Source organism: Campylobacter sp. BCW_6889 (genome assembly GCF_001762535.1).
In the GTDB taxonomy this organism is placed as follows: Bacteria; Campylobacterota; Campylobacteria; order Campylobacterales; family Campylobacteraceae; genus Campylobacter_D; species Campylobacter_D jejuni.
Genome location: NZ_MJWZ01000023.1, coordinates 13,948 through 26,070, shown reverse-complemented (window position 1 = coordinate 26,070; position 12,123 = coordinate 13,948). Strand labels below are relative to the sequence as shown.

Sequence of the window (12,123 nt, the reverse complement as noted above, 5' to 3'; positions counted from 1 at the left end):
AACAATATCTGTAAATATTATCAAAAGAAAGCGTAATTATAATATTCTTAAGTATATTAATTATAAATAAAATATTTAAATAATATTAATAATAAAAAAGTTATTTTTTAATTTTATTTTTTATAATATATATTTAATATTATTAAAAAGCTTTATTAAATTAATATTGGACGGAATTTTAATATAAGCTAAAAAGCGATATCAAAGAATTTCCGTTGTATAATCTAATGTTTTTTAAATGTAAAATATTTTTTAAGGTAAAGCGATGAAAATGCGTGTGTATTATGAAGATACTGATGCGGGTGGAGTGGTGTATCATAGTAATTATTTAAAATTTTGTGAGAGAGCAAGAAGTGAAATTTTTTTCAATAAAAAAGTAGATATTTTTGATGCGTCTAAGGGACATTTTTTGCTTGCAAAAGCAAATTGCAATTTCTTAAAACCTGCAAAACTTGGAGATATAATAGAGATTAAAACAAAAATTTTAGAAGTCAAAAATGCTTCTGTGGAAATTTCACAAGAAATTTATAAAGATGAAATTTTGCTTTTTAAAATGGAATTAACTTTAGCTTTTATTAAAAACGAAAAACCAGCTAGAATGGATATGCAGTTAAAAAAGCTCTTTGAAGAATTATTTTAATTCTTCAAAGCTTGCTTGTTTGCCTTGCATAAGACGCACTTTGTAATCAACTTGAGAATTTTTGATTTTCTCATCAAATAAACTTTCACTTTTTTTATTTAAGAATTCGGTATAAAAGTAATCAACTCCTATACTAGTGGCATAAGCAATCCAGTTATAATCTATACTTTGATTAAAAATTTCATTAAGATAGACTAAGTTATCATCGTGGTTATTGATAGAATTAGCAATGATGAAATTTTCTCTATCTCCTTGTTGTGTTAAACTTAAAAATGTTGGATTATAGTTGATTTGAGTGGATAAAAGCACATAAGGATGAATGTTATAAATTCTTAGTTGAGAACTTGCTAGAGCTGTTTTGATCAATGGAGTGTTAAAAAATATTGAGGCATTATTAACTCCGCCTTGTGATCTTAAAAGTCTGCTAAAATCAAGCTTCTCGCCTTCTATGGTATATATTCTAGCATTATTATTTTGAGCAAGAATTCTTGAATTTAGATTGCTTGATAAGGCAGAGCCATCGCTAAATATTGCGATATTAGCATTTGATTTGCTTAAAAGTGTGGTAATTTGAGCATCATAGTCAATACTTCCAAAAATAATATTTTGATTTGAAAATTGTATGTTGTTTTTATGGATGGTCGGTATAAAAATTTTCATATTTCCTGAGTAATTTTTCAACTCATTGGCACCTTTTAGAGTAAATCCAGCTATGGCATACTGATATCCTTGAGCTTGTGCTGCATCAAGCGCGGCTCGAATTTTATCACTATCTTCTGTGCCAGTTAAAAAAACTTTTACTTTGATTTCAGCTCTTTGTCTTAAAAGATAGGCTATGCTTGAATTTATTATAGTATTTGAGTAGCTTTTTATGGTTTTTTCTGGGATAATTATCGCAAGTTTAACAGAAGTAATTTTTTGAACATTTTTTTCAAAATCAGTAATGGAATTTAATAATTTTGCATAAACATTAGATAAAAATTGATCGTTTTGATCTGCAAATTCACTTAAAAAACTAAGATACAATCTTGATTCTAAAAGATCAAAAAGACAGTTTGCGTTGCATTCTTGAACGCTTAATTTAGGATAAAAATTTTCAACAGGTTTTACATCGACTAATTTTTGCTCTTTTGCACTAAGCAAAAAGCAAGATAAGAAAAATATTAAAAATATTTTTTTCATAAAAATCCTTTAATTTTTTTTAAATCTTGTATGAAATTTTTTTCATAACTTGGATTTTTTTCTATAAAATCTAAATCATAACTTGGCATTATGAAAAAATTTTTATAAGCAAAAACTTCACCTTTTAAAATGTGATAATCTTTAAATCCCAAGCTTTTAAATGTGTATTCTCCTAGACAAAGTAAAAAAGCAGGTTGAATCAGTTTTAGTTCGTTCCAGAAAAATGGTAAGCAAGATTGTAGCGAAAAATCATCAAATTTTCCATTACAAAAACATTTAAATAAATAAGAAAAATAAAAATCTTCATCGCAAAGCCCTAAAATTTGATAAATATAGTGTTTTAATTTTTCACCTTTTTTTGAATTAAGTAAAATTCCACTTTCATTTTCACTCTTTTGCCCAAAAACATCAAGAATTAGCAATTTGACATTTTTTATTTTAGGTTCCATAAGACTAAATTTTCTTGTTTTGGAAAATTGACATAAGGCGCAAGATGAAACAAGTTGTTTTAATTCTTGAAAATTTTGTGCTTGTTCAAAGCGGTTTATATGTGTATCAACAAAGTTAAATCCCATAGCTTTTAAATAATAAAGACTTCTTATCATAAATCACACAATTTTTCTAAATTTTCTCCACTTAGACGATAATTTCTCCATTGTTTAAGATGTTTAGCGTTTAAACTTTCATAAAAATTAATACCTAAAATATTATCATTTAAGCAAACCCAGTCGAGTCTTTTTAAATTTTCTTTTTTGCAAATTTCTCCTAAAAATTTAAAAACAGCTTTTCCATAACCTTTTTTACGAAAATTTTCTCGTATATAAATATCTTCAAGATAAATTCCACCGCTACCCCAAAAAGATGAAAAAGTATAAAAATAAATCATGTAGCCTATAGTTTTTTCATTTTCTTTTAACAAAAAAGCACGAGCAAATTTATTTTTTAGTAAAGAATGTTCCAGTTTTTCTTTCGTGCATTGAAGAAAATCTAACATATCTTCGTATTTTGCAAATTCTATGATCATTTCTTGTAAAATATCTAAATCTTCTTGTCTTAAATCAATAATTTTAAATTCTGACATTTTTAACCTTTTAAAAATAATTTCAAAATTTATCAAAAGAATTTAAAAATTACTCTTAATTAAAAGCAATTTATAAGTAAGATTAAGATAAAATACAAGTTTATTTTATAATTTTTTAAGGAAAAATCAAATGAAAAGAACTTATCAGCCGCATGGCACTCCAAGAAAACGCACTCATGGTTTCCGTGTTCGTATGAAAACTAAAAATGGTCGCAAGGTGATCAATGCAAGACGCGCTAAAGGTAGAAAAAGACTTGCTGTGTGAAAAATTTTGATAAATTTAGCACAAACGAGGAATTTTCATCTGTATATAAAGTAGGTAAAAAATGGCATTGCGAAGGTGTGATCATTTTTTATCTGAATAGTTATGAAAAAAAAATAGCAGTTGTTGCTAGTAAAAAAGTTGGAAAAGCAGTGGTTAGAAATCGTTCAAAACGAATTTTAAGGGCTTTGTTTGCTAAGTTTGAAAGATATCTTCAAGATGGCAAATATATTTTTGTAGCTAAAAATGAAATCACTGAACTTTCTTTTTCTAGGTTAGAAAAAAATCTAAAATGGGGATTGAAAAAACTAGAATGTTTCAAATGATATGCCTAAAAATACTCCGTTTTTATCAGAAATTCTTAAGCCCTTTAAAACCCGCTGCTTGTAGGTATTATCCTAGTTGTTCTGAGTATGCACTTTGGCAGTTTCAAAAAAAGAATTTTTTTCTAGCTTTTTTTTCTACTTTTTTTAGAATTTTAAGATGTAACCCTTTTTTTAAAGGGGGATTTGATTATCCTAGAGTTTCTAAAAATTTTTATCCTATGAATTTATGTTTTAAGCCTATATTTTTAGCAAAAAAACAACTTTGTTTTTTATACATACCTTATAAAAATAAAAGTTTTTATCTTATAAAAATCATCTTTAAAAGGACAAATCAGTGAATAATTCAAATAATATTTTTCAGCAAAAGCGTATACTTTTGGCTGTTGTGATTTCTTTTTTATTTTTTGTTGTTTATGATTATTTTTTCATTCCAAAGCAACCTTTAAAAATAGAACAAAACATTACACAACAAAATCAACAAAACACAAGCATAAATAACACTCCTAATATACAAAATACCACCACAAATACTCCAAGTGCGGCTTTAGTTTCGCAAGATAGTGTGATATCTAAGGTTCAAAGCAAACATTTTGAAGCACAAATTGACTCTTTTGGTAGAATTTCTGCTTTTTATTTAAAAGATAAAAAATACCAAAATGAGAAAGGGGAATTTATAAATCTTGTTAGCAAGGAAAATAGTCCTTATCCTTTAGAAATGCGTTTTAGTGATCCAAGTATTAACTCAGAGGCTTTTAAATTTCCTTATATTGCTAACTCTAGCAATCTTTTTGTTGATGAAAATGGAAGTCAAGTTTTAAAACTCACTCAAAATCTTTCCGGATTGAAAATCGAAAAAGATATTACTTTTTATCCAAAAGGAAATTATGAGATAGAAGTTAAACTCAGCAAAAATGCAAATTATTTTATAAGTCCAGGATATCGTCCAAATATTGCCGTAGATAGTTATACAGTTCATGGTGCTTTGGTAATGGATAATAAAGAAACCATCGAAACTTATAAAGATGGAGATGTAGAGAAGGATGAAAGTGCTAATAATGTCGTAATGACTTCGGCTTTTGATAGATACTATGCAACTTTCTTTTATAATTTTGATAAACCTTTAAATGTGGCAATCAGCAAGGATGCTAATAAAAACCCTATAGTTTTTGCTTATAGTGATAATGAATTTAAAGCAGGGGGTTATATAGGTTCTAAAGAACATGTGATTTTAAGAAGTATAGATCCACGCCTTGAAGCAGTTGTTGAATATGGTTGGTTTACTTTTATTGCTAAGCCTATGTTTGAGTTTTTGAATTTCTTACATCAGTATATAGGAAATTGGGGTTGGGCTATCGTTGTGATGACTTTAATTGTGCGTATTATTTTATTCCCACTAACTTATAAATCTATGATTTCTATGAATAAACTTAAAGATCTTGCTCCTAAAATGAAAGATATTAGAGAGCGTTATAAAGGCGATCCACAAAAAATGAATATGCACATGATGGAGCTTTATAAAAAACATGGTGCAAATCCTATGAGTGGTTGTTTGCCTATACTTTTACAAATTCCTATTTTCTTTGCTATTTATCGCGTTTTGCTTAATGCTATTGAGCTAAAAGCAGCTCCTTGGGCGTTTTGGATACATGATTTATCGGTAATGGATCCTTATTTTATTTTGCCTATTTTAATGGGTGCAACGATGTTTTTACAACAACTTATCACACCTATGACTATACAAGATCCTATGCAAGCTAAGATTATGAAATTTTTACCAGTGATTTTTACTTTTTTCTTTATCACTTTCCCAGCAGGACTTACGCTTTATTGGTTTGCAAATAATCTTTGTTCTTTGGTTCAACAATGGGTTATCAATAAAATATTTGCTAAAGAACATCACAAAAAAACAAGTGGAGCATGAAAAATGAAAATCGAAGCCATTGATCTTCAAAGTGCCTTAACAGAAGCTTCAAGAAGTTTAGAATGTTCTGTGATGGACTTAGAATATGAGATTATTCAGCATCCAAGAAAAGGTTTTTTTGGATTTGGAAGAAAAAAGGCAATTATAGAGGCTAAAGCAAAAAAAAGGATTTTGAAAAAAAATCCTAAAAAAGAATTTACAAGTTCAAAAAATCACAAACCAGAAACACATGAGCCAAAACAAGAAAACAAGATTGAAATAAAAAATGAAAAAAATAAAAGTCAAAAAGAAAAATACATAGTAAAAAGTGATGAAATTTTTGATAGTTTTCATCGAGAAAGCAAAGGAGTGCGTAATACTCAGGATATTTTAGATGAGATTCGTATTCAGCTTGTAAAACTTTTAGAAAGCTCCCAGTTTAAAATAGAGCTTAGTGAACTTAGAATGTATGATGAAGATTGTGTTTTGATTCGATTGGATGGGGAAGATGCTGCTTTGATGATAGGCAAAGAAGCACATCGTTACAAGGCTATTTCTTATCTTTTGCATAATTGGATCAATTTAAAATATAATCTTTTAGTGCGCCTTGAGATCGCTCAATTTTTAGAAAATCAAATTCAAGGTATGCAGCTTTATTTACAAAGCGTGATTGAAAAAATTAAAATTCATGGACGCGGACAAACCAAACCTTTAGATGGGGTTTTGATAAAAATCGCTTTAGAGCAGTTAAGAGCTGAATTTCCAGATAAGTATGTAGGAATTAAGCAAAATAATGATCAAAGATTTGTTGTAATAAACGACTTTTTCAAAAAAGATGAGTGATACTATAGCGGCTATTGCCACAGCTCATGGCGTGGGTTCGATTTCTATTGTAAGATTAAGCGGTGAAAGAGCTTTAGAATTTGCCTTAAAGCTTAGCCACAAAACCAAACTCACCCCCCGCCATGCTACTTTTACAAAACTTTTTAATCAAAACAATGAAATCATCGATGAAGCTATAATGATATATTTTAAAGCTCCTTATAGTTTTACAGGTGAAGATATAGTAGAGTTTCAAACTCATGGAGGATTTAGCGTGAGTGAAGTTTTACTCGAAGAACTTGTGAGTTTAGGGGCAAGACTTGCTTTAGCGGGAGAATTTAGCAAAAGAGCGTGTTTAAATGGCAAAATGACTCCTTTAAAAGCCTTAAATATACAAGATCTCATACTTTCAAAATCTGCGCTTGCAGCTAAAATTATAGCACGCAACATGCAGGGAAATCTAGGAGAACTTTTAGAAAAAATTCGCACAGATTTGGTGAAAACTTTAGCTTTTGTAGAAACTAGTATTGATTATGCTGATGATGATTTACCTTCTGATTTATTACAACAAATTTCTACTATGTGTGAAGAAAATTCTAAAATTTTAAAAGAAGTTTATACACTTTCTCAAAGCAGAAAAGGACTTATAGAAGGTTTTAAAATCGCTATTGTAGGTAAGCCAAATGTAGGCAAATCCTCGCTTTTAAATGCCTTGCTTTCTTATGAAAGAGCTATTGTTTCAGATATAGCGGGAACTACTCGTGATACTATAGAAGAGAGCTTTAAACTAGGAACGCATTTATTGCGCATTATAGATACAGCGGGTATTAGAGAAAGTAAAGATGCTATAGAACAAATCGGCGTAGCTTTAAGTAAAAAAAGTTTAGAAGATGCAGATATTATTTTGGCAGTCTTTGATGCTTCAAGAGTACAAGATAAAGAAGATGAGAAAATTTTTGACTTATTAGCAAATACTGATAAAAAAATCTTTTGGATTTTAAATAAAAGTGATTTAGAAAATGTTTTCAAAAATACTCAAAATAAAAATTTTATCAAGCTTAGTGCTCAAAAAGACATCGCTTTGTTAAAAGAAGAATTGCAAAATTATCTTAATTCTTTTGATAGCGAAGGTATTATGGTAAGTTCTTTAGATCTTATTAATGCTTGTAAAATTTCAAGCGAAGCGATTTTTAGAGCTAAAGGACTTTTAGAGGAAAGTTCTTTAGAACTTTTTGCTTTTGAACTTAATTTAGCTATTAATGAACTTGCAAGATTTACTAAAGATTTTCAAAGAGATGAAATTTTAGACGAAATGTTTGGTAATTTTTGTTTAGGAAAATGAAAGGATAAAAATGGATAAAGAAACCATAAAAGCACATAAAATCAGCGATGAAGAATATGCACAAATTTTAGAAATTTTAGGGCGAGAACCAAATCTGTTAGAACTTGGGGTTATTTCTGCGATGTGGAGTGAGCATTGCTCTTATAAATCCAGTAAAAAATATCTTAGTGGTTTTCCAACTAAAGCACCTTGGGTGATTCAAGGCCCAGGAGAAAACGCAGGGGTTATTGATATCGGGCAAGGTATGGCAGCAGTTTTTAAAGTGGAAAGTCACAATCATCCTAGCTTTATTGAACCTTTTGCGGGTGCGGCTACAGGAGTAGGGGGAATTTTACGTGATGTCTTTACTATGGGTGCAAGAGTGGTTGCAGGGCTAAATTCTTTAAAATTTGGCAATATTCATGATGAAAAATGCGGCAAACATCAAAAATACCTTGTTAAAGGTGTGGTAAATGGAATTTCTCATTATGGAAATTGCATGGGTGTGCCAACTATAGGTGGAGAATGTGCTTTTGATGAGTGTTTTAATGGAAATATCTTAGTTAATGCCTTTGCTTTAGGGGTTTGTAAAAGTGAAGATATCTTTTATGCTAAGGCTGAAGGTGTAGGAAATCCTGTGATTTATGTGGGTTCAAAAACAGGGCGTGATGGACTTGGTGGAGCGGTTATGGCAAGTGATAGCTTCAATGAAGAAAGCAAATCTTTGCGTCCTACAGTGCAAATTGGCGATCCTTTCAGTGAAAAACTTCTTATGGAGGCTTGTTTAGAGCTTTTTAAAACCGATTATATTGTGGGTATTCAAGATATGGGTGCTGCAGGGCTTACTTCAAGTTCTTTTGAAATGGCAGGAAGAAGTGGCAGTGGCATGAAACTTTACTTAGATAAAACTCCTATGCGTGAAAGCGGTATGACTCCTTATGAGTTAATGCTTAGCGAATCTCAAGAAAGAATGCTTATTTGTGCGAAAAAAGGCTATGAAGATAAGGTTATAGAAATTTTCAAAAAATGGGATTTAGATGCTGTGGTTATGGGTGAAGTTACCAATACAGGAAAAATGGAGCTTTTTTGGCATGATGAGCTTGTAGGGCTTATTCCTATCGAGCCTTTAAGTGAGAAAGCGCCGATTTTAAGTCGCCCTACAAGCGAGCCAAAATATTTAAGTGAAATTAAAGACTATAAATTTGAGTTAAAATCAAGCGTTCAAGAGCTTTTTATACAAATGCTTCAAAATGAAAATATTAATAATAAAGCTTTTATTTATGATCAATTTGATTCAAGCGTGCAAACCAATACTATAAAAGCTGATGGAAAATTAGGTGCTAGTGTTATTCGTATCAAAGAAAATGGTGCAAGTGTGGCTATGGCTATAGAATGTAATTCACGCTTAAATTATGTAAATCCTAAAATAGGAGCAGCTTTAGCAGTAGCTTCTGCAGGAAGAAAGGTTGCTTGCACAGGAGCTAAGCCTTTGGCAATAAGTGATTGTTTAAATTATGGAAATCCGCAAAATCCTGAAGTGATGTGGCAATTCGCACAAGGTTGCAAAGGTATTAAAGAAGCTTGTAAAGAGTTAAATACCCCAGTAGTAAGCGGCAATGTTTCACTTTATAATGAAACTGAAGGCGTAAGTATTTATCCAAGTCCTACTATAGTAAGCGTAGGGGTTTTAGAAGATGCAAATAAAACCTTAAAAGCTAGTTTTGAAAAAGAAAATTTAAGCGTTTATCTTTTGGGTGAAAGTTTAGGAGAATTTGGCGGATCTATGGTAATGAAAATCCAAGATAAAAAAGTATCAGGAAGTCTTAAAGAGCTTGATTATAAAGCTGAACTTGCACTTTGGGATTTGCTTTATAAAGCCAATCAAAATTCTTTACTTGAGTGTGCCAATAGCGTAGGAATAGGGGGTATTGCTATGACTTTGGCAAAAATGTTTGCTATTTCTAGTGTGGGTGCAAATTTAACAAGTGATTTTGATGATGAAAAAATGATTTTTGATGAGAGTGCAAGTCGTGCTATAGTAGGGCTTAGTAAAGAAAATGAAGAAGCTTTTTTAAATTTAGCTAAAGAATTTGGAGTAAAAGCTTATAAATTAGGTGTGAGTACAAGCCAAAAACATTTTAAACTTGATAGCATTGAGTTAAGCAAGGCTGAACTTGATAAGCTTTATTTTGAAAGTTTTAAAGAGCAAATCCAATGACTTTAGTTTTAATTATACTCGTTGTTTTGGTGTTTTACTGGTATTATAAAACTTGGGGAAAACAGGATTTTTTAAATTCAGCTACAAGAGGAGCTAAAGGCTTTGCTAAGGGTTTTGCTCGTGGGGTTATGGAAGAAAGAATGGATGAGTTTAAAAGGCGTATGAATTACTATGTTATCGCACTTTTGGCAAAAATTGCAAAAAGCGATGGCAGAGTAAGTGAAAATGAAGCTGAAATGATCAAAGATCTTTTAGATGCAAATGCCAAAGATGAAAAAGAAAGAGCTTTTTTAAAAGCAAGTTTTAACGAACATAAAGAAAATTTAAGCGATGCTTTTTATGTGGCAAAAGATTTTTTAAAAGAAGTGCCTTTACCTAAAAATGAGCGTTTTAATGTCTTGCGTGTGCTTGTTTTTATGGCTTTAATCGATGCAGATTTTAATGCTAAAAAGCGTGAAATTTTAGAGCAAATCGCTAAAGCCTTTGATATAGCAAAAAGCGAATTAGATGCTTTTATTGCAAGTCTTTCAAATTTAAAAAGTTCTAAAAAAGAATTAAGTCTTGATGAAGCTTTTGCTATTTTAGAACTTCCAAATAATGCAGATTTAAATGCGGTAAAAAAACAATACCGCAATTTAGCAAAAAAATACCATCCTGATATTTTAAACGCAAACAATGTCAGCGAAGAAGAGCTTAAAATCGGCGTAGAGAAATTTCAAAAAATCAACGAAGCTTATGAAAAAGTTAAAAAACATTTAGAAAGGTAAAAATGAGAGCATTACTTAGTGTGAGTGATAAAGAAGGTATAGTAGAATTTGGCAAAGAGCTTGAAAATTTAGGTTTTGAGATTCTTTCAACAGGCGGGACTTTTAAGCTTTTAAAAGAAAATGGAATAAAAGTTATAGAAGTGAGTGATTTTACAAAGAGTCCTGAGCTTTTTGAAGGGCGTGTGAAGACTTTGCACCCTAAGATTCACGGTGGGATTTTGCATAAAAGAAGCGATGAAAATCATATCAAACAAGCAAAAGAAAATGAAATTTTAGGCATTGAACTAGTTTGTGTAAATTTATATCCTTTTAAAAAAACTACCATTATGAGCGATGATTTTGACGAAATTATAGAAAATATCGACATAGGCGGACCTGCGATGATAAGAAGTGCAGCAAAGAACTATAAAGATGTGATGGTGCTTTGCGATCCACTTGATTATGAAAAAGTGATTGAGACTTTAAAAAAAGGTCAAAATGATGAGAATTTTCGTTTAAATTTGATGATAAAAGCTTATGAGCATACAGCAAATTACGATGCTTATATTGCAAATTATATGAATGAACGCTTTAACGGAGGTTTTGGAGCGAGCAAATTTATAGTAGGACAAAAAGTATTTGATACAAAATATGGAGAAAATCCACATCAAAAAGGGGCTTTATACGAGTTTGATGCCTTTTTTAGCGCAAATTTCAAAGCCCTTAAAGGCGAAGCAAGTTTTAACAATCTAACCGATATTAACGCAGCTTTAAATTTGGCTAGTAGTTTCGATAAAGCTCCAGCTATTGCTATAGTAAAACATGGAAATCCTTGCGGTTTTGCTATAAAAGAAAATTTAGTACAAAGCTATATACATGCTTTAAAATGCGATAGCGTCAGTGCTTATGGAGGAGTGGTTGCAATCAATGGAACTCTTGATGAGGCTTTAGCAAATAAAATCAATGAAATTTATGTAGAAGTAATCATTGCAGCCAATGTAGATGAAAAAGCTTTAACCGTGTTTGAAGGTAAAAAACGCATTAAAATTTTCACTCAAGAAAGTCCGTCTTTAATCCGCAGTTTTGATAAATATGATTTTAAACATATTGATGGGGGTTTTGTATATCAAAACAGCGATGAAGTAGGCGAAGATGAGCTTAAAAATGCAAAGCTTATGAGTCAAAGAGAGGCAAGTAAGGAAGAATTAAAAGATCTTGAAATCGCTATGAAAATAGCAGCATTTACCAAATCAAACAATGTTGTTTATGTAAAAAATGGCGCTATGGTGGCTATAGGTATGGGTATGACAAGTAGAATCGATGCAGCAAAGGCAGCAATCGCTAAAGCTAAAGAAATGGGACTTGATTTGCAAGGTTGCGTTTTAGCAAGTGAAGCCTTTTTTCCTTTTAGAGATAGCATAGATGAAGCAAGTAAAGTAGGGGTTAAAGCTATAGTAGAACCAGGCGGAAGCATAAGAGATGATGAAGTGGTAAAGGCGGCTGATGAGTATGGTATGGCGCTTTATTTCACAGGCGTAAGACATTTTTTACATTAAGTTTAATGGAATGTTATGTTTTTTACACATAATTCAATAAAAATTAAATAAATTATGTGTAAAATATTT

The 12,123-nt window shown here is 30.7% G+C and carries 13 protein-coding genes; 10 read left to right on the top strand and 3 right to left on the bottom strand.

Features of this window, described 5'->3' with window-relative positions; all coding sequences use genetic code 11:
• Window positions 1-265 precede the first annotated feature (265 nt).
• Window positions 266-640 (top strand): YbgC/FadM family acyl-CoA thioesterase, encoded by a 375-nt coding sequence (locus tag AJ939_RS01945; protein ID WP_002871461.1) that lies wholly within the window; start codon window positions 266-268, stop codon window positions 638-640.
• Here AJ939_RS01945 and AJ939_RS01940 read toward each other — a convergent pair.
• The 3 genes from AJ939_RS01940 to AJ939_RS01930 are packed head-to-tail and all read right to left on the bottom strand — an operon-like array spanning window position 632 to window position 2,903.
• A complete protein-coding gene (locus AJ939_RS01940) occupies window positions 632-1,822 on the bottom strand; it encodes a hypothetical protein (protein WP_070233116.1) in 1,191 nt (396 codons plus the stop codon). The two genes, AJ939_RS01945 and AJ939_RS01940, sit on opposite strands and share 9 nt — an antisense overlap.
• Window positions 1,819-2,427, bottom strand: coding sequence for a uracil-DNA glycosylase family protein (locus tag AJ939_RS10840; RefSeq protein WP_070210213.1), 609 nt, complete (start codon window positions 2,425-2,427; stop codon window positions 1,819-1,821). Before AJ939_RS10840 ends, AJ939_RS01940 begins: the two co-directional genes overlap by 4 nt.
• Window positions 2,424-2,903, bottom strand: coding sequence for a GNAT family N-acetyltransferase (locus AJ939_RS01930; RefSeq protein ID WP_002867426.1), 480 nt, complete (start codon window positions 2,901-2,903; stop codon window positions 2,424-2,426). The genes AJ939_RS10840 and AJ939_RS01930 overlap by 4 nt, the downstream gene beginning before the upstream one ends.
• A 130-nt stretch (window positions 2,904-3,033) precedes the next feature.
• Here AJ939_RS01930 and rpmH point away from each other — a divergent pair, with 130 nt between their 5' ends.
• Genes rpmH through purH form a run of 9 tightly spaced genes read left to right on the top strand, consistent with a single transcriptional unit; the run spans window position 3,034 to window position 12,054 of the window.
• Window positions 3,034-3,168, top strand: a complete 135-nt coding sequence (rpmH, locus tag AJ939_RS01925; protein ID WP_002776864.1) for a 50S ribosomal protein L34 — start codon at window positions 3,034-3,036, stop codon at window positions 3,166-3,168.
• Complete coding sequence (gene rnpA, locus AJ939_RS01920) at window positions 3,165-3,491, top strand: ribonuclease P protein component (protein WP_002853349.1); 327 nt, start codon at window positions 3,165-3,167, stop codon at window positions 3,489-3,491. The genes rpmH and rnpA overlap by 4 nt, the downstream gene beginning before the upstream one ends.
• A complete protein-coding gene (yidD, locus tag AJ939_RS01915; protein ID WP_002865962.1) occupies window positions 3,488-3,829 on the top strand; it encodes a membrane protein insertion efficiency factor YidD in 342 nt (113 codons plus the stop codon). The genes rnpA and yidD overlap by 4 nt, the downstream gene beginning before the upstream one ends.
• Window positions 3,826-5,412: a membrane protein insertase YidC gene (gene yidC, locus AJ939_RS01910; protein WP_002861707.1), complete on the top strand. Its 1,587-nt coding sequence runs from the start codon at window positions 3,826-3,828 to the stop codon at window positions 5,410-5,412. The genes yidD and yidC overlap by 4 nt, the downstream gene beginning before the upstream one ends.
• Before the next feature lie 3 nt (window positions 5,413-5,415).
• A complete protein-coding gene (locus tag AJ939_RS01905) occupies window positions 5,416-6,234 on the top strand; it encodes a Jag N-terminal domain-containing protein (protein WP_070210211.1) in 819 nt (272 codons plus the stop codon).
• Complete coding sequence (gene mnmE, locus AJ939_RS01900; protein WP_002881663.1) at window positions 6,227-7,555, top strand: tRNA uridine-5-carboxymethylaminomethyl(34) synthesis GTPase MnmE; 1,329 nt, start codon at window positions 6,227-6,229, stop codon at window positions 7,553-7,555. Before AJ939_RS01905 ends, mnmE begins: the two co-directional genes overlap by 8 nt.
• Window positions 7,556-7,565: 10 nt before the next feature.
• Complete coding sequence (purL, locus tag AJ939_RS01895; RefSeq protein WP_070233120.1) at window positions 7,566-9,752, top strand: phosphoribosylformylglycinamidine synthase subunit PurL; 2,187 nt, start codon at window positions 7,566-7,568, stop codon at window positions 9,750-9,752.
• The gene (locus AJ939_RS01890) at window positions 9,749-10,519 is read left to right on the top strand and encodes a DnaJ domain-containing protein (RefSeq protein ID WP_002892960.1); all 771 of its coding nucleotides are present in this window, start codon (window positions 9,749-9,751) and stop codon (window positions 10,517-10,519) included. Before purL ends, AJ939_RS01890 begins: the two co-directional genes overlap by 4 nt.
• 2 nt (window positions 10,520-10,521) lie before the next feature.
• Window positions 10,522-12,054, top strand: a complete 1,533-nt coding sequence (purH, locus tag AJ939_RS01885; RefSeq protein WP_070233122.1) for a bifunctional phosphoribosylaminoimidazolecarboxamide formyltransferase/IMP cyclohydrolase — start codon at window positions 10,522-10,524, stop codon at window positions 12,052-12,054.
• Window positions 12,055-12,123 lie beyond the last annotated feature (69 nt).

Excerpts from the sequence above, each read along its gene's own strand:
- AJ939_RS01945 (WP_002871461.1), top strand. The coding sequence starts at position 266 with ATGAAAATGCGTGTGTATTATGAAGATACTGATGCGGGTGGAGTGGTG.
- AJ939_RS01940 (WP_070233116.1), bottom strand. The coding sequence starts at position 1,822 with ATGAAAAAAATATTTTTAATATTTTTCTTATCTTGCTTTTTGCTTAGT.
- AJ939_RS10840 (WP_070210213.1), bottom strand. The coding sequence starts at position 2,427 with ATGATAAGAAGTCTTTATTATTTAAAAGCTATGGGATTTAACTTTGTT.
- AJ939_RS01930 (WP_002867426.1), bottom strand. The coding sequence starts at position 2,903 with ATGTCAGAATTTAAAATTATTGATTTAAGACAAGAAGATTTAGATATT.
- rpmH (WP_002776864.1), top strand. The coding sequence starts at position 3,034 with ATGAAAAGAACTTATCAGCCGCATGGCACTCCAAGAAAACGCACTCAT.
- yidD (WP_002865962.1), top strand. The coding sequence starts at position 3,488 with ATGATATGCCTAAAAATACTCCGTTTTTATCAGAAATTCTTAAGCCCT.
- AJ939_RS01905 (WP_070210211.1), top strand. The coding sequence starts at position 5,416 with ATGAAAATCGAAGCCATTGATCTTCAAAGTGCCTTAACAGAAGCTTCA.
- mnmE (WP_002881663.1), top strand. The coding sequence starts at position 6,227 with ATGAGTGATACTATAGCGGCTATTGCCACAGCTCATGGCGTGGGTTCG.
- purL (WP_070233120.1), top strand. The coding sequence starts at position 7,566 with ATGGATAAAGAAACCATAAAAGCACATAAAATCAGCGATGAAGAATAT.
- AJ939_RS01890 (WP_002892960.1), top strand. The coding sequence starts at position 9,749 with ATGACTTTAGTTTTAATTATACTCGTTGTTTTGGTGTTTTACTGGTAT.
- purH (WP_070233122.1), top strand. The coding sequence starts at position 10,522 with ATGAGAGCATTACTTAGTGTGAGTGATAAAGAAGGTATAGTAGAATTT.